The sequence below is a fragment of the Monashia sp. NPDC004114 genome (assembly GCF_053603855.1).
Map to the genome: position 1 here is coordinate 12,568 of NZ_JBSGGK010000008.1, position 16,132 is coordinate 28,699.

The following is a 16,132-nucleotide window of genomic DNA, read 5'->3' on the forward strand; positions in this document are numbered from 1 at the left end:
CGTATGCCGTCCACCTCCGCCCGGTTGCTCCTTCTCGACTCTGCTTCGCTGTACTTCCGCGCATTCTTCGGGGTGCCCGAGGTGATCGGCCCGAGCGGCACACCGACGAATGCCGTTCGCGGTCTGCTCGACATGATCGCCTCGCTCGTCGAGCGGGCCCGGCCGAGCCACCTCGTGGCGTGCTGGGACAACGACTGGCGGCCGGCGTTCCGCGTCGAGGCGATCCCGTCCTACAAGGCGCACCGAGTGGCCGGCCCGGGCGACGACGAGTACGCCGGGGAGCAGGTGCCCGAGGCCCTCGCCGTCCAGGTGCCGATCATCGAGGACGCGCTTCGCGCACTCGGCATCGCCCGAGTCGGCGTGGACGGGCACGAGGCGGACGACGTCATCGGCACCTACGCGACGGCATACTCCGGGCGCATGCCGGTCGACATCGTCACCGGCGACCGTGACCTGTTCCAGCTCGTCGATGACGCCCACGAGGTGCGCGTCGTCTACACGGCGCGGGGTGGCGTCCGCTCCCCTGACTTCGTCGACGAGGCGTTCATCCAGGAGAAGTACGGCGTGCCGAACGGCGCGGCGTATGCCGACATGGCGGTGCTGCGCGGTGACACGAGCGACGGACTCCCTGGCGTTGCCGGCATCGGGGAGAAGACGGCGGCGAAGCTCATCACCACGTACGGCACCCTCGAGGCGCTGCGGGCGGCGATCGACGGCGGCGACCCGGCGCTCAAGGGGGTGCAGCGGACCCGGCTCGAAGCGGCGAGCGGCTATCTCGACGTGGCGCCGCGGGTCGTCGAGGTCGTCAGGGACGCGGCCGTGCCCGACGTCGACGTGACGGTCCCGACGGCGGTCGCCGACCCGGCGCTCATGTCGAAGCTCGCCGTCGAGCACGGCCTCACGTCGTCGTTCGACCGGGTCATCACGGCACTGCGGCTGGACTGAGACGTAGGTGTGTCCCCGTGTCGTGAAGGACCGGCGCCGCGAATGCTGGGCTGTCGGTGCCTGCCGCAAGGATGAGCGGAATGCTGGTCGGCGCCCAGACCGACCGGCCCCCGCCAGGAGGACGCCATGGCACACGTGCACCACGCGATCGACTACATCGAGCTGGCCGCTCCCGACCTCGCTGCATCGAAGGCCTTCTACGCCGCGGCGTTCGGCTGGGCCTTCAACGACTACGGTCCTGACTACGCCGGCATCCAGGCCCCGGACGGCGACGGCGAGGTCGGCGGCCTCAACCCCGAGTCGCCCGGCTCGCCCGGCGGTGCCCTCGTCCTGCTCTACTCCGACGACCTCGACGCCACCGTCTCCGCGGTCGTCGCCGCCGGTGGCACCGTGACCCGCGAGCCGTACTCGTTCCCGGGCGGTCGCCGGTTCTACTTCACCGACCCGGCCGGCAACGAGCTCGGTGCCTGGGAGTCGGCCGACGAGTGAGCCGGCCGCGGCTGCCGATCGAGCGCCTGGTCGCGCCCGGGTCGCGCCCTGGTCGCTGTCGAGCCGGTCCGGCGAGCCTGTCCAGAGCCAGATCAGTCCAGCCGATCGGCGGCCACGACGCCACGGAGGATGCCGTCGGTGGCCTTGCGCGCCACGGCCGCAGTCTCCGCGTCGGCCGCGTCGGTCAGCTGCCCCAGCAGGTCGACCACTTGCTTGCACCGACGGACGAAGTCGCCCGCCGCAAGGTCGGTGCCCCGAAGGACCTCCTCGAGCCGGCGACCGCTGGCCCAGCGGTGGATCGACCAGGCGATGCCGGCGTCGGGCATGCCCGTGCGTGGCAGGGCGAGGTCGCCCTCGGCATCCTCGAGGTCCGACCAGATGTCGACCATGCGGTCGTAGGCCTCCCGCACCTCGTCGTTGGGCCATCGCGGCGCCAGGCCGCCCTCCTCCCGTCGCGGCTCATGCACCAGGGTGGACACGACGGCAGCCAGCGACGGAGCGTCGAGCCGCCGCCAGATGCCCTCACGCAGGCTCTCCGCAGCGATGAGGTCCTTCTCCGTGTACAGCTGACGAAGCCGGTCGCCCTCCGCCGTCACGGTCTGGCCGCCCTCGCCGAGGTAGCCCATCTCGACGAGCAGGTCGCAGATGCGGTCGAAGGTCTTGGCGACCGAGTTGGTGCGGCCTTCGATCTTGCGCTGGAGCCCGTCCGTCTCGCGGCGAAGGCGCCACCAGCGCTCGGCCCACCGGGCGTGGTTCTCGCGGTCCGGGCACTGGTGGCACGGATGGGCCTTCAGCCGGCGCCGCAGCGCGTCGACACGCGCCTCGGTCGGGTCCTCGGCCGGCGCGCTCCGGCGGCGCGGTGGCGGGTCGTGCGGCATGGTGGCGCGCATGGTCGCGGCAAGGTCGCGACGCGCCTTCGGGTTCTTCGCGTTGAACTGCTTGGGCACTCGCATCGTGCCGAGCGGCTCGATGGGGCCGGGCACGTCGTGCAGTGTCAGGCGCCGCAGGTGGTGGTCCTCGGTGACGACCGATGGTGAGGGGGCGTCGCCCTTGCCGCCGCGGTTCGGCATGACGACGACGGCCAGCCCGGCGTGACGGCCGGCGGGGATACGCACGATGTCGCCGATCTTGAGGGACTCGAGCGACACCGCCGCGGCGGCCCGCATCGAGGCGGACCGTTGCTTGGCGCCTTCCTTCTCGAGCGTCCGGATCTCGTTGCGGATCGCGGCGTACTCGGAGAAGTCACCCAGGTGGCAGTGCATCGACTCGGCGTATCCCGCGAGAGCCTCCTCGTTGCGCCGCACCGTTCGCACGAAGCCGACGACCGCCCGGTCCGCCTGGAACTGCGCGAACGACGTCTCGAGGATCTCGCTGGCCGTGTCCCGCCCGAACTGGCGGACGAGGTTGACGGCCATGTTGTAGGTGGGGCGGAAGCTCGAGCGCAGCGGGTAGGTGCGCGTGGAGGCCAGCCCGGCGACCGCGGCCGGGTCGAGCCCGCGGTTCCAGATGACGACGGCGTGTCCCTCGATGTCGATCCCGCGTCGGCCGGCACGACCGGTCAGCTGGGTGTACTCCGCCGGCGAGACGTCGACGTGGCTCTCACCGTTGAACTTCACGAGCTTCTCGAGGACCACGGTCCGCGCGGGCATGTTGATCCCGAGGGCAAGCGTCTCGGTCGCGAAGACGGCGCGGATCCGGCCGTCGGTGAACAGCTCCTCGACGATCTCGCGGAACGTCGGGAGCATCCCTGCGTGGTGCGCGGCGAAGCCTCGGGTGATGCCGTCGACGAAGTCCCAGTATCCGAGCACGGAGAGGTCCTCGTCGGCCAGGGCCTGGATTCGCTCCTCGACGAGCCGCCGGTTGCGCTCGCCCTCGGCGTCGGGGATGAGCCGCGCGCCGGTGGCCAGCAGCTGGGCGACGGCGGCCTCGCACCCGGCGCGGCTGAAGATGAACGTGATCGCCGGCAGCAGCCCTTCCCGATCGAGCCGGTCGATCACCTCCGAGCGGGTTGCTCCCCCGCCGGGACGACCGCCCCGCGCGAAGCCGCGGCCAGCGTCACCACCGCCCGGGCCGCGCCCACCGGAGTCCCGCCGGCCACGGCCCGACCAGTCGTCGCGGCCGTGCGAGCCGTTTCGGCCCCTGGACCCATGGCGAGGCCGGCCCTTGTCGCGACCGCCCCTGGAGCTGACCCAGTGCGAGTCCCACGCCCCCCGGCCCTCCGAGCCGCGGATCGCGTGCACGAGGTCGGGGTTCACCGTGACCGGGACCAGCGAGGACCCCCCGCCGCCTCCCGATGCGACAGTGCCCTCCCGGCCGTCCTCGATCTCCTCCACGAACAGGTCGAACATCGTCTGCCCGACCATCATGTGCTGCCACAGGGGCACCGGGCGATGCTCCGACACGATGACGGCGGTGTCTCCGCGCACCTCTCCGAGCCAGGCTCCGAACTCCTCGGCGTTGCTCACCGTCGCCGACAGCGACACGACGCTCACGTCGGGCGGCAGGTGGATGATGACCTCTTCCCACACCGCGCCGCGGAAGCGGTCGGCGAGGTAGTGAACCTCGTCCATGACGACCCAGCCGAGCCCGCGCAACGTGGTCGAGCCGGCATACATCATGTTGCGCAGCACCTCGGTCGTCATGACGACAACGGGTGCCTCGCCGTTGATCGACGCGTCGCCGGTCAGCAGGCCGACGTTGTCTGCGCCGTGGCGACGGACGAGGTCGGCGTACTTCTGGTTGGACAGCGCCTTGATCGGCGTGGTGTAGAAGGCCTTGCGCCCGGTGGCAAGAGCCAGGTGCACGGCGAACTCACCGACAACGGTCTTGCCGGCCCCGGTGGGTGCGGCGACGAGCACGCCGCGCCCCTCCTCGACTGCCCTGCAGGCCTCGACCTGGAAGTCGTCGAGCGGAAAGTCGTAGCCCGCGGCGAACTCGGCCAGCTGGGGCCAGGTGGGGATCATCGGCTCGCTCCCGTCGGGACGACGACGCGCAGTGCGCCGGGGACGACCTCGGTGTCGATGGGCAGGTCGGCGAAAGACTCGCCGTCCGCCTGGGAATGGATTCCCTCTGCCTCCAGACGAACCCGCGTGCCTCGATGCAGCTCGACGGCCGGATGGGTGACGTGCGTCCCGGAGTAGACCTTCGGGAAGACCCGCAGGAAGGCAGGCACGGACAGCTCGTGGACGATCATGACGTCGAGCAGGCCGTCGGCCACGTCGGCATCCGGGCACACGCGCATCCCGCCGCCGAACGAGGTCGTGTTGGCCACGGTCACCAACATCGCACGGGTCTCGATGCGGTGCCCGTCGACCTCGATGGCATATGGGATCGGCCGGAAGACAGGCAGCTCCCGCAGGATGGCCAGGTTGTAGCGCATCTGGCCGCGCGGCCAGGTCATCGCCTGCGCGCGAGCGTTGACGACAGCGTCGAAGCCGGCGCCCAGCACGCCGCCGAACCACTTCTCGCCGGCGACGTCATGGGTGACCCGGCCGAGGTCGATCTGGCGGGTCCGGCCGGTCGACAGCAGCCCGACGGACCGGACCGCGTCGCGGACCGGCAGCCCGAGGTTGCGGGCGAAGTCGTTCCCGGTGCCCGCCGCTACGACCGCGAGCCGCGTCGGTGTGGTGGCGCAGAGGTTCACCCCGAGGTGCACCATCCCGTCACCCCCCACGACGACAAGGGTGTCGACACCCGCCTCGACGGCGTCCCGGGCGCGGGCACGTGCCTGCTGGTAGTCGTCGCCGGAGACGTCGAGCACGTCGTGCCCGGCCTCCGTGAGCAGCCGGCGCGCCTGCGCACCGATCGCCCGACCCGCCCCCTTGCCGGATGTGGGGTTGACGATGAGGGCGACGCGGTCGGGCACAGCCGAACGCTACCTGAACCTCAGATCGCCGACGCCTGGTCGTCGGGCACGTCCAGCCAGTCCGGCTTGTGCTCCTCCTTGCGCCGGTCGAACATGAACGCCAGCCCGACCGAGGCGAAGTACAGCGCAACCATCGGCGCCATGAGGAAGAGCATCGTGTACGCGTCGGGCGTCGGCGTCATGACCGCGGCGAACACGGCGATGATCATGACCGCCGGTCGCCAGCCCTTGAGCATCGCCCGCGCCGGGATCACCCCGACGAGGTTGAGCGCCACGAGGAAGACCGGGAGCAGGAACGCGCAGCCGAAGGCGATGATGAACTTCAGCACGAAGCTGAGGTATGCCGTCGCGTCCTGCAGGTTCGCCGTGCCCTTGGGCGTGAAGCTGAGCAGGACGGTGACGGCCTTGGGCACCATGAGGAACGCGAAGAGGCATCCCGTCAGGAACAGCGGGACCGCGGCGACCACGAAGAGCCTGGCGACCCGCTTCTCCTTCTTCGTCAGCCCGGGGACGATGAAGCCCCAGATCTGCATCAGCCACACCGGCGACGCGAGGATCACGCCGGTGAACAGCGACACCGTGATCTGGGTCGCGAAGGGATCGGTCATCCCCGCGAAGTTGATGTTGATCAGGCCATCGGTCTTGGCCGCGAGGTCCTTCAGCGGCTGGATCAGGGCGTTGATGATCCGGTCGTAGTTGAGCCATCCGACGACGCCACCGACGACGATGGCGATCGCGCTGATGGTGATGCGGTTGCGCAGCTCTCTCAGGTGGTCCGCTAGGGACATCCGACCTTCGGGGTTGCGCTTGCGCAGCAACGAGGGCATTCAGAACCGCCGGGAACTAGAGGTAGCGAGGACCACTCAGAGGGTGGTGTCGCGGCGGACGTCGCTGCTCTCGGCGTTGGCCGCGCGCAGACGCTCGGCCTCGGCGCGAGCCTCGGCGGCTGCACGCTCGGCGTCGGCCAGACGTGCCTCGGCGGCGGCGCGCTCGGCCTCGGGGGTGACGACGTCGCTCTGGACGGTCGACTGGGACGCCTCGCTGGTGGGCTTGCCGTCCTTCTTCAGCTCGTCCACCTCGGACTTGAAGACGCGCGCCGAACGACCCAGGCTGCGGGCCATGTCGGGGAGCTTCTTCCAACCGAACAGGGCGATGATGATGATCGCGATGATGATGAGTTCGGGGGCACCCAGGTTGGGCATGTGATGTCTCCTCGTCGAAAGCCAGCCCGGGGTCGGGCCGTCAGCGCAGCAACGGCGCCGCACTGCACACAGCATACGTGGGCCGGATCACGTCGACTGCCGGGCCGTCGCCCGGGACCGTCAGGTGACCACGATGTGGACGGCCGCGGTCAGTCGTCGAGACGGCCGTAGGGCTCCAGGGCCGAGCGCGCCTCGTCCACGACGGCCGCAGCGAGCTCGGGCGGCTCGACGACGCGGGCCTCGCCGCCGAGACGGAGCATGAGGCGCCGGACCAGCGCCGGGTCGGCCACCTTGAGGATGACCCGCAGCGACCCGTCGTCCGCCCGTTCCACGCCTTCGTTGGGGTAGTAGTCGGCGATCCAGGCGGCCCAGCGGCTCGCCTCGATGACGACGGTCAGGTCGTTCTCGCCGGGCACGAAGACGTCGTCGAGGTCGCGGGGACGGGCCTGCGGGGGCGGTGTGCCGTCGACGTCGAGGACGGCGGAGGACTCGATGCGGTCGAGCCGGAACAGGCGCACATCCTGGGCTCGGTGACAGTAGCCCTCGACGTACCACTGCGCGTCGAGGTTGACGATGCGCATGATGTCGACGTCGCGCTCGGTCGACTCGTCGCGGGTCGCGACGTAGTAGCGCAGGTGCACCCGGCGACCGCGAGCGAACGCCTCCTTGAGGGTCGCCATGGCCGGATGCTGGCTGCCGTCGTCGAAGTCGAGCGCGATGCGCCCGCCCGGGTCTTCGATCGTCGTTGCCGCGGCAGCCCGGAGCTTGGCCAGGGTGCGCTCCGCGACGTCCGAGCCGACGAGCGTCGACCCCAGGGCCTGCAGGCCCGCGGTCAGCGTGACCGCCTCGTCACGGGTCAGCCGCATCGGGGCGGCGATGTCGTCGGCATTGTCGAGGTAGATGTGCCCGCTGTCCCACTCCGCGTCGATCAGCTCGGCATGGCCGTAACCCGGCGTCCCGCAGACGAACAGCAGCTGAAGGTCCTCGACGACCTGCTCCGGCGTCACGTCGAACTCCCGGGCCGCCTCTGCGATGGGCACCCCGCGGTGCTGGACGAGCCACGGCACCATGTCGAGCAGGCGGCTGAGGCGCTGGGTCGCCGTCTCCGGGACCTTACGCGCGGGTCGGCGCGTCGCTCTGCGTCGTGCGTCGCTCATCGCCCCTGCCCCTCGTTCGCTTCCGCCACAGCGGTCAGAGTCTTGCGCACGGTCTCGACGAGCTCGGGCGGCGACACGGCGATGGCGTGCGTGCCGAGGGCGACGACGTCGCGCTCGGTCGTGCCCCGCCGGTACGGCACCTCGACCTGCGCCCACCTCTCGTCGATCTCCGTGGTGCGCAGGGCGAAGCGGCGCAGCGTGTGCCCCCGGCCGTGGCGCAGCCGCACGACGGCGACGCCCTCCGGCTCTGGCAGCTGCTGCGCCTCCAGGGCCACCTCGGGCACGTGCCCGGGCGGGACGGCATACGACCCGGCTCGGCCCTGCTTGCGGACCGCGCCCTCGAACCGGCTCAGCCGGAAGGCGCGCTCGTCCTGCCGGTCCAGGTCGTACGCCGTGACGTACCACCGCCCGTGCCAGTTGGTCAGCGCCCACGGCTGGATGTGGCGGGTGCTCAGCTGGCCGTCGTTCTTGCGATAGTCGAACGTGATCGGCTGAAGCTGCGACACCGCCGCATGCACCGCCTCGAAGGCCGGCTCCTTAGTGCGGATCCGTGGCTCGGCGCCTACGGCGACGGACTCGTCGATTTCGACGCCCGACAGGCGCAGCTTGCGCAGGCCCGCCGAGGCAGCGCCCGAGATGCTCGCCGTCGACCAGGCGCGGGCGGCGAGGGCCAGCGCCGCGACCTCGTCGGGCTCGAAGCTGATCTCGGGGAGGGTCGTCTCGCTGGAGTCGATGCGGTAGCCCACCTCGTCGTCGAACAGGACGTCGATGACGGTCGTGGTGATCGGGATGCCCATGTCGCGCAGCTCGTCCTTGTCGCGCTCGAACATGCGGTCGAAGGCCTCGTCGGACGTGGCAGCGGCGTAGGCGGGCAGCGACTCGCGGATCTTCTGCTTCGACACCGGGCGGCGGGCGGACTTGAGCGCGAGGATGAGGTTGAGCAGCCGTTCGGTCTTCTCGGCCGACGCTGAGGCTGGGCTCATCGATGACCTTCCTGTGGGTGGGAGCAGTCCGACGCTACCTGACGGATCGGTCGGTATGGTCGCGACATGATCCAGTGGCGTGAGGGCGTCGTCATCGAGGTGCGCTCACGCTGGGGCGGTGCCGTCGAGTATGCCGTCCGACTCGCCCCGGACGAGGCGTTCGGGGACGACGTGGTTCGTGCGGTCGGCTACGTCGACCTGCTCGGCGAGCTCGGCCCCGGCACCGGCGTGCTGCTCAACACGACCGCGCTGGAGCGGGGCCTCGGCACCGGGGGCGTCGCGATCGTCGTGGCCGCACCCGAGGCGCTGCCGGTGCCCGTGGACGACCTGTCCTCCGTGCCTGGCCACGTGGTCAAGGCGCGATACACCCCGAGTCAGACGATGGTCCTCGGCGTCGACGAGCAGGGCAGCGCCCACCACGGCCTCCTGGCTGAGGCCGACGACCTCGATGGCCTGCCCGTCGTGGTCGCCGACCTCCACTCCGCGCTGCCGGCCATCATCGCCGGAGTACGCGACGTCGACTCCACCCTCCGGGTGGCCTACGTCATGACCGATGGAGGCGCCCTGCCGATCGACTTCTCGCGCAGTGTCGCCGGGCTGCGCGCCGCTGGCTGGCTCGCCGCGTCTCTGACCGTCGGGCAGGCGTACGGCGGCGACCTCGAGGCGGTCAACGTCCACACCGGGCTGCTCGCCGCGCGCCACGTCTCGGCCGCGGACGTCGTGGTCGTGACGCAGGGCCCCGGCAACCTCGGTACGGGCACTCGATGGGGCTTCTCCGGAACGTCCGCCGGCGAGGTCGTCAACGCGGCGGCGACCCTCGGCGGCGCTCCGGTCTGCTCGCTACGGATCTCGGAGGCCGACCCCCGCGAACGGCACCGCGGCGTCTCTCATCACAGCCGGACGGCATACGGGCGGGTGGCGCTGGTGCCCGCCGACGTGCCCGTCCCGCTGCTGCCCGGCGACTTCGGCAAGCAGGTCCTGCTCGAGGCGCACGCGCTGTGCGACTCGACCGCGGGGCGCCTGGTCGCGCGCGAGGTCGAGTGCGACGGGCTCGACGAGGTGCTGCGCATGAGCCCCGTCCCGCTGCGGACCATGGGCCGCGGATACGACGACGACCGCGCCGGATTCCTCAGCGCGGCCGTCGCAGGGCGCTACGCCGCCGGTCTGGCGATGGTTCGGCGCGCGTGACGGCGCGCCGAACACGGCGAGCGCAGCGAGCCTATGTGATGGTTCGGCGCGCGTCGCGCCTGGACCGACGAGCGAAGCGAGCGCCAGCGAGCGAGCCGAGGAGGGAAGGCGTGACGTGACGGCGCGCCGAACACGGCGAGCGCAGCGAGCCTATGTAATGGCTCAGCGCACGTCGTCGAGGTCGACGACGAAGATGAGCGTCTCCCCCGGCGCGATCGCGCCACCCGCACCACGGTCGCCATAGGCCAGGTGCGCCGGGATCGTCAGCTTGCGGCGGCCGCCGACCTTCATGCCCTCGATCCCCTTGTCCCAGCCCGGGATGACCATGCCGACCCCGAGCCGGAAGTCGAGGGGCGCGCCGCGGTTCCAGGAGGAGTCGAACTCCTCGCCCGAGGAGTGCGCAACGCCGACATAGTGTGCGCTGACGGTGTCGCCCGCCTTCGCCTCGCGACCGTCGCCCACGATGACGTCCTCGACGAGGAGGTCGGCAGGCGCCTCCCCCTCCGGAAAGTCGATCTCCGGCTTGGTGCGGTTCGGGTCGAGTGCCATGCTGCGTATCCCTTTCGTTGGTGACTCAGTCGTTTCGTTGGCTCGCTGCGCCCGCGTGTCCAGCGCGGTCAGTAGGCGTCGAGGATGTCGACGACGAAGACGAGGGTGTCGGTGCCGGAGATCTTCGGCGCGCTGCCCTTGCTGCCGTAGCCGTCCTTCGGCGGGATCACGATGAGCACGCGGCTGCCGACCTTCTTACCCACGAGCGTCTTGTCCCAGCCAGGGATGACGGCGCCGACGCCGATCGGGAAGTCCGCGGCCTGGCCGCGCGTCCACGACGAGTCGAAGACGCTGCCGTCCTTCCAGAGGACGCCGTGGTACTGAGCGCTGATCGTCTGGCCCTTCTTGACGACCGGGCCAGTGCCCTCGATGAGGGTGGCCTCCTTGGTCTCGGTCGGGGCCGCCGACTTCGGCACGGTCACGGTCGGCGCCTTGGTCGACCCGTCCTTGAACTCGACGGTCGGCAGGCCGGCGGGGCTCGCGGCCTGCGTGCCGTCGATCTTCGTCATGCCCGTGTGGACGTCCGAGACGTCGGCGACCACGACGATGGTGTCGGTGCCGGAGATTCCGAGCTGCTGGTTCCCGGCGGTGCCGAAACCCTTCGACGGCGGGATGGTGAAGGCGATGCGCCCGCCCTTGGTGGCGCCGACCAGGCCCTCGACGAACCCGGGGATCAGGTCCGTACGGCCAAGGCGGTAGCCCTCCTCGTTGCGCCCGGCCGCGAAGCCGTCGTCGAGCAGCTTGCCGCTGGTGCCGTTGTAGATCTCCGCGCGCAGGACCACGGTGTCAGCCGCCGTGGCTGCCTTGCCGCCACCCGGCGTGAGCACCTTGCGCTCGACATCCGTGGAGCTGATCGGCGTCTTGCCGAGCGTCACCTTGGGTGCAGTCTTCATGTCGACCGCACCGGTGGCGGTGAGGTTCTTGAGGGCGACCGAAGCCGGGACGGACGTCGTCGCGCCGCCGCTGCCGCCGCTCGGGTTCGAGCCACAGGCAGTCAGGGCGGTGATGCCGCACACGGCGATGAGGGCAGCGGCCGCACGCGCTGCTGGACGGTTGTAACGCACAGGAAGTGACTTTCGGCTCGGGAGGGGACGGACGAGGTGCCAGGAGGCAAAGCCCGGCCACTGTAACCCCCGCCCTTATGACCACCACACAGCGCACTGACAGGTTCGCATGCGGTCCACGCCGTCAGAGCGGGCGCTGGATCGTCGGCGTGCGCTCGATCGTGTCCATCAGCCGCTCGACCCGCTCGTCGACCGCGCGGAAGGGGTCCTTGCACAGGACCGTTCGCTGCGCCTGGTCGTTGAGCTTCAGATGCACCCAGTCGACCGTGAAGTCCCGGCCGTGCGCCTGCGCGGCCCGGATGAAGTCGCCCCGCAGCTTGGCGCGCGTCGTCTGTGGCGGCCTCACCTTCGCCTCGAAGATCTCCACGTCGGAGGCGACCCGGGCCGCCTTGCCATGCCGCTGGAGCAGGTAGAACAAGCCGCGACGCCGGTTGATGTCGTGGTACGCGAGGTCGAGCTGCTGCACCCGGGCATCGGTGAGGGCGAGACCGTGGCGCTCGCGGTAGCGCTCGATGAGGCGGTGCTTGATCACCCAGTCGATCTCGGTGTCGATCGCGTCGAGGTCTCCCTTGCCGATGGCGTCGAGAGCCCGGCCCCACAGGTCGATGACCTGCTTCGTGTCGGGACTCGTGAGCCCCTCTCGGTCGACGAACTCCACCGCCTTGTCGAGGTACTCGCGCTGCATGTCCAGCGCCGACAGCTCGCGGCCGTTGGCGAGGCGGACCGTGGCCCGTCCGCTCGGGTCGTGGCTCATCGTGCGGATCGCGCGGATCGGGTTCTCCATCGTGAGGTCGCGCATGACGACCCCGGCCTCGATCATGCGGAGCACGAGGTCGGCGCTGCCCACCTTGAGCAGGTTGGTCGTCTCGGACATGTTGGAGTCGCCGACGATGACGTGCAGCCGGCGGTACTTCTCGGCGTCCGCGTGCGGCTCGTCCCGGGTGTTGATGATCGGGCGCGACCTCGTCGTCGCCGACGAGACGCCCTCCCAGATGTGGTCCGCCCGCTGGCTGACGGCGAAGGAGGCGCCGTGGGCGGTCGCGACGACCTTGCCCGCGCCGCACGTGATCTGCCGGCTGATGAGGAACGGGATGAACATGTCCGACACACGCTGGAAGTCGCCGGTGCGTCCGTACAGATAGTTCTCGTGGCAACCGTAGGAGTTGCCCGCGGAGTCGGTGTTGTTCTTGAAGACGAAGATCTCGCCCTCGACGCCGTCGTCGCGCAGGCGCGCCTGGGCGTCCTCCACGAGACCTTCGAGGATCCGCTCCCCCGCCTTGTCCTGGATGACGAGCTCACGCACGGAGTCGCACTCCGCCGTCGCGTACTCCGGGTGGGAGCCGACGTCGAGGTAGAGACGTGCACCGTTGCCGAGGAAGACGTTGCTGGAACGGCCCCAGGCGACGACCCGGCGGAAGAGGTAACGCGCGACCTCGTCGGGCGTGAGCCGTCGCTGTCCCTGCGTCGTGCAGGTGACGCCGTACTCGTTCTCGATCCCGAAGATGCGCCGCTCCATGAACCAACTCTAGGCGGCCATCCTTCGCCTCAGGCGAACACCCGTTCCTCGCGCCGGATATTCGTGCTGTGCTGACGCTCATGTCGAACGTGCTCGTCCTCGGAGGAACGTCCTGGCTCGGCGGTGCCGTGGCCGCGACCGCACTGGCCGCCGGCCATGAGGTGACCTGCCTGGCCCGCGGCGACTCGGGAGAGGTGCCGGAAGGGGCGCGCCTCGTCCATGCCGACCGGTCCTCCCCCACGGCATATGCCGCCTTGCCCCGCGCCGAGCAGTGGGACCTCGTGGTCGATGTCGCTCGGCAGCCGGGCCACGTCCGCGGTGCGGTCGAGGCCCTCGGCGAACGCACCGACGGCTGGGCCTTCGTCAGCTCCTGCTCGGTCTACGCCCGCCATGACGAGCCGGGCGCGGACGAGTCGGCCGCCCTCCTGCCGGCCCTCGAGGCCGGCGAGGGCACTCCCGAGCAGTACGGCGAGGCGAAGGTCGCCTGCGAGCAGGCGGTGCTCGATGGGCGCGACGGGCAAGCCCTCATCGCTCGCTCTGGGCTGATCGTCGGGTCGGGTGACCCCAGCGAGCGGTTCGGATACTGGCCGGGTCGGTTCGCACTCGCCGTGTCGGACGGGCGGCCCGTTCTCGTCCCTCAGGACACCGAGCGACCGGTCCAGTGGGTGCACGTGTCCGACCTGGCCGAGTGGCTCGTCGCGGCCGGCCTGGCCGGGGTAACGGGGACCATGAACGCGATGGGTCCGACGACCTCGCTGCGCAGCGTCCTCGATACGTGCGCGGCGGTGGCCGGTTTCGACGGTGAGGTGGTCAGTGCCCCCGACGACGCTCTGGCCGCTGCCGGTGTCGAGGAGTTCATGGGGCCGCGGTCGCTCCCGCTGTGGCTGCGCGACCCGGACTGGCGCGCGTTCCTCGACCGGAGCGCCGAGGCCGCGGCGAGCGCGGGCCTGACCGCCCGTCCGCTCCAGGAGACCGTCGCCGATGCACTCGCGTGGGAGCAGAGCCTGGGTCTCGACCGGCCGCGGCCTCGCGCCGGGCTCGACCGGGACGTCGAGCTCGCCCTCATCGAGGCCCTGTCCCGCGAGGCCCCTCGAACCGGGTGGGGCGGTCAGCGGACCGGAGCCAGCTCGGCGTAGTCCTGCCGGGTGACCGGGTGTGCGGCGAGCTCCCCGCGGGCGTCCGGGACGGCGATGACTCGGGAGCCGTTGACGAGCACGACGTCGCTGGCGAGCGTGTTGGCGGTGACCGTGAAGACGAGCTGGGCCATGGCGAACTGCTGCTCGCGCACTGAGAGCCGGTCGAACCCGGGGGGCACCGCGATCCGCGCCGTACCCTCGTTGGTCACGGTGCCAGCCAGCGGCCGGGTCGTCGTCGGCACCGCCGAGCGGAGCCCGCTCGCCAGCTCGATCTCGTCAAGGGGCGCGGTGAGCGCCCCGAGCACGGGGGTCATGCCCGTGCCCTGGCTCACCGTCCGGGTCACGCGTTGCAGCCGGTCGCCGTGAATGAGGTAGACCTGCATGCTCAGTGGGACGCCCGGCTCGGCCACGCCCGGGGACGCGGCTCCGGACGGGGACGGGAGCAGCACAGGGTCCGGCTGGTCCTGCGGCAACATCACACAGCCGGCCGCACCGAGCGTCACCCCGAGCCCCAGTGCCAGCGCGAGCAGCCCGCGACGCCAGGTATGCCGTCCGGGCCCCCGACGCGCTCGGCGCCGGGTATGCCGCCTGGCCGGCCAGGCGGCATACGGCGGCGTGGTGGCCTGATCAGCGCACGGGAAGCTCGACGACAAAGCGGGCACCTCCTTGAGGGCTCGTCTCGACCGCGACCCGGCCGCCGTGGGCGGACACGTGACGCTGCACGATCGCCAGGCCCAGGCCGACGCCCTGCTCGCCGCTGCCCCCAGCCCGCGCGAACCGGTCGAACACTCGTCCGCGGTCGCTCTCGGCGATGCCCGGACCCCCGTCGTCGACGACGATCCGGACCGTGCCGTTGGTGCGACTCACGGTGACCGCCTCGCACCCGCCGCCGTGGCTCTGCGCGTTGCCGACGAGGTTCGCCACGACGCGCTCCAGGCGCCGCTTGTCGACGAGAGCCACCAGGTCGGGGCCTGCGCCGACGACGGACGTGACAGGTCGGCCGGCGACCGCGTCGGCGGCCCGCCGGGTCAGCTCACCGATGTCGACCGGCTCGAGCACGAGATCCTCGCCGGCGTCGTGGCGGGAGATCTCGAGAAGGTCCACCACGAGGGACCGGAACCGGTCGAGGTCGTCGGCGAGCAGGTCGACCGGTTCGCGCACCGACTCCGGCAGCAGGGCCTTGCGGTTCGTGATGACCTCCATCGAGTTGAGCATGGTCATCAGCGGCGTCCGCAGCTCATGGCTCACGTCGACGGCGAACCGGGAGTCGGCCCGGACCCGGTGCTCAAGCTGGCTCACGGTCCGGTTGAAGGACTCTGCGAGGGGGTCGAGATCAGGGTCGCCCCGCGGCCGCAGCCGTGCATCGAGGCGGCCCCCTGCGACGGCGCCGGCCACGCGGGTCAGCTCGGCCAGGGGCCGGAGCGCGACCCGGCTCGCCGAGCGCCCCAGACCGACGCCCACGAACGTCGTGACGACGGCAGCCAGAGCGAGGACCCACGCCATCGCCTGCAGCGTGCTGTCCAGCTCGACGAGCGAGTAGACCTCGAACAGGGCGTCTCCGGGCTGCTGGAGCGGAACCCCCACCATGAGGTAGAGCCGGTCGTCGACGAGGACGCGCTGGGTCACGGTCTGCTGGGTCGCGGCGGCGTCGACGAGCGCGGTGGGCAGCGTCGCCGGCCCGAGGGCCGGGTTGGTGCCGTACCAGTGCCCGGACGCCAGCGCGACCGACGACACGGCGTCGTTGGTCGGGAGCCCGCCGAGAATGGAGGCGACCGAGGTCGAGCCTCGGCCCAGACTTTCCAGGACCGAAGAGCGGTCCAGAGCCGTCTCGGTGACCGCGGTGTCCTCGCGCTGCGAGAGCAGGTACCGCGAGACGGTGACCCAGGAGACGACGGACAGCAGGGCAGAGATGGCCAGCGCCAGGAGCCCGAAGGTCAGCTCGACCCGGGCCCGCAGGCTCGAGGGGTGCAACAGCCGGCGGCGAGTCTTCGGGCGAGGGTTCTCGGCCCGGCGCAGACGGTCGAACAGCCGCACGGTC

At 71.0% G+C, this 16,132-nt stretch carries 15 protein-coding genes; 4 read left to right on the forward strand and 11 right to left on the reverse strand.

What is annotated here, in order from left to right; genetic code table 11:
* Positions 1–3: 3 nt before the first annotated feature.
* Positions 4–945 (forward strand): 5'-3' exonuclease, encoded by a 942-nt coding sequence (locus ACWEOW_RS11910; RefSeq protein ID WP_452269411.1) that lies wholly within the window; start codon positions 4–6, stop codon positions 943–945.
* Between the two features lie 126 nt (positions 946–1,071).
* On the forward strand, positions 1,072–1,434 hold the full coding sequence (locus tag ACWEOW_RS11915) for a VOC family protein (RefSeq protein WP_452269412.1): 363 nt from the start codon (positions 1,072–1,074) through the stop codon (positions 1,432–1,434).
* A 92-nt stretch (positions 1,435–1,526) separates the two neighbouring features.
* On the opposite strand, the gene ACWEOW_RS11920 is transcribed toward ACWEOW_RS11915, so the two are convergent.
* The 6 genes from ACWEOW_RS11920 to ACWEOW_RS11945 form a co-directional block, all read right to left on the reverse strand.
* Entirely contained in the window at positions 1,527–4,397 is a 2,871-nt protein-coding gene (locus tag ACWEOW_RS11920; protein ID WP_452269413.1) for a DEAD/DEAH box helicase, read from the reverse strand.
* Positions 4,394–5,299 carry a diacylglycerol/lipid kinase family protein gene (locus ACWEOW_RS11925; RefSeq protein ID WP_452269414.1) on the reverse strand — a complete coding sequence of 302 codons (906 nt, stop codon included), beginning with the start codon at positions 5,297–5,299 and terminating at the stop codon, positions 4,394–4,396. The genes ACWEOW_RS11920 and ACWEOW_RS11925 overlap by 4 nt, the downstream gene beginning before the upstream one ends.
* A gap of 20 nt (positions 5,300–5,319) precedes the next feature.
* Positions 5,320–6,126, reverse strand: a complete 807-nt coding sequence (gene tatC, locus ACWEOW_RS11930) for a twin-arginine translocase subunit TatC (protein WP_452269415.1) — start codon at positions 6,124–6,126, stop codon at positions 5,320–5,322.
* 36 nt (positions 6,127–6,162) lie between these two features.
* Positions 6,163–6,501, reverse strand: coding sequence for a Sec-independent protein translocase subunit TatA (tatA, locus tag ACWEOW_RS11935; RefSeq protein ID WP_452269416.1), 339 nt, complete (start codon positions 6,499–6,501; stop codon positions 6,163–6,165).
* A gap of 149 nt (positions 6,502–6,650) precedes the next feature.
* A complete protein-coding gene (locus ACWEOW_RS11940; protein ID WP_452269417.1) occupies positions 6,651–7,658 on the reverse strand; it encodes a helix-turn-helix transcriptional regulator in 1,008 nt (335 codons plus the stop codon).
* The gene (locus ACWEOW_RS11945; RefSeq protein ID WP_452269418.1) at positions 7,655–8,641 is read right to left on the reverse strand and encodes a helix-turn-helix transcriptional regulator; all 987 of its coding nucleotides are present in this window, start codon (positions 8,639–8,641) and stop codon (positions 7,655–7,657) included. Before ACWEOW_RS11945 ends, ACWEOW_RS11940 begins: the two co-directional genes overlap by 4 nt.
* 66 nt (positions 8,642–8,707) lie before the next feature.
* On the opposite strand from ACWEOW_RS11945, the gene ACWEOW_RS11950 reads away from it, so the two are divergent.
* A complete protein-coding gene (locus ACWEOW_RS11950) occupies positions 8,708–9,829 on the forward strand; it encodes a DUF3866 family protein (RefSeq protein WP_452269419.1) in 1,122 nt (373 codons plus the stop codon).
* Between the two features lie 162 nt (positions 9,830–9,991).
* Here the strand turns inward: ACWEOW_RS11950 and ACWEOW_RS11955 are convergent, their stop codons facing one another.
* The 3 genes from ACWEOW_RS11955 to pafA form a co-directional block, all read right to left on the reverse strand.
* Positions 9,992–10,378, reverse strand: coding sequence for an FKBP-type peptidyl-prolyl cis-trans isomerase (locus ACWEOW_RS11955; RefSeq protein ID WP_452269420.1), 387 nt, complete (start codon positions 10,376–10,378; stop codon positions 9,992–9,994).
* A 68-nt stretch (positions 10,379–10,446) separates the two neighbouring features.
* Positions 10,447–11,442: an FKBP-type peptidyl-prolyl cis-trans isomerase gene (locus ACWEOW_RS11960; RefSeq protein ID WP_452269421.1), complete on the reverse strand. Its 996-nt coding sequence runs from the start codon at positions 11,440–11,442 to the stop codon at positions 10,447–10,449.
* A gap of 124 nt (positions 11,443–11,566) precedes the next feature.
* The gene (pafA, locus tag ACWEOW_RS11965) at positions 11,567–12,958 is read right to left on the reverse strand and encodes a Pup--protein ligase (protein WP_452269422.1); all 1,392 of its coding nucleotides are present in this window, start codon (positions 12,956–12,958) and stop codon (positions 11,567–11,569) included.
* A gap of 68 nt (positions 12,959–13,026) precedes the next feature.
* Between pafA and ACWEOW_RS11970 the strand changes: the two genes are divergently transcribed.
* Positions 13,027–14,094: an NAD-dependent epimerase/dehydratase family protein gene (locus tag ACWEOW_RS11970; protein WP_452269423.1), complete on the forward strand. Its 1,068-nt coding sequence runs from the start codon at positions 13,027–13,029 to the stop codon at positions 14,092–14,094.
* On the opposite strand, the gene ACWEOW_RS11975 is transcribed toward ACWEOW_RS11970, so the two are convergent.
* Both ACWEOW_RS11975 and ACWEOW_RS11980 read right to left on the reverse strand, forming a co-directional pair.
* Positions 14,067–14,747 (reverse strand): GerMN domain-containing protein, encoded by a 681-nt coding sequence (locus ACWEOW_RS11975; protein WP_452269424.1) that lies wholly within the window; start codon positions 14,745–14,747, stop codon positions 14,067–14,069. The genes ACWEOW_RS11970 and ACWEOW_RS11975 overlap by 28 nt on opposite strands.
* The gene (locus ACWEOW_RS11980) at positions 14,722–16,128 is read right to left on the reverse strand and encodes an ATP-binding protein (RefSeq protein ID WP_452269425.1); all 1,407 of its coding nucleotides are present in this window, start codon (positions 16,126–16,128) and stop codon (positions 14,722–14,724) included. The genes ACWEOW_RS11975 and ACWEOW_RS11980 overlap by 26 nt, the downstream gene beginning before the upstream one ends.
* Between the last annotated feature and the right edge of the window lie 4 nt (positions 16,129–16,132).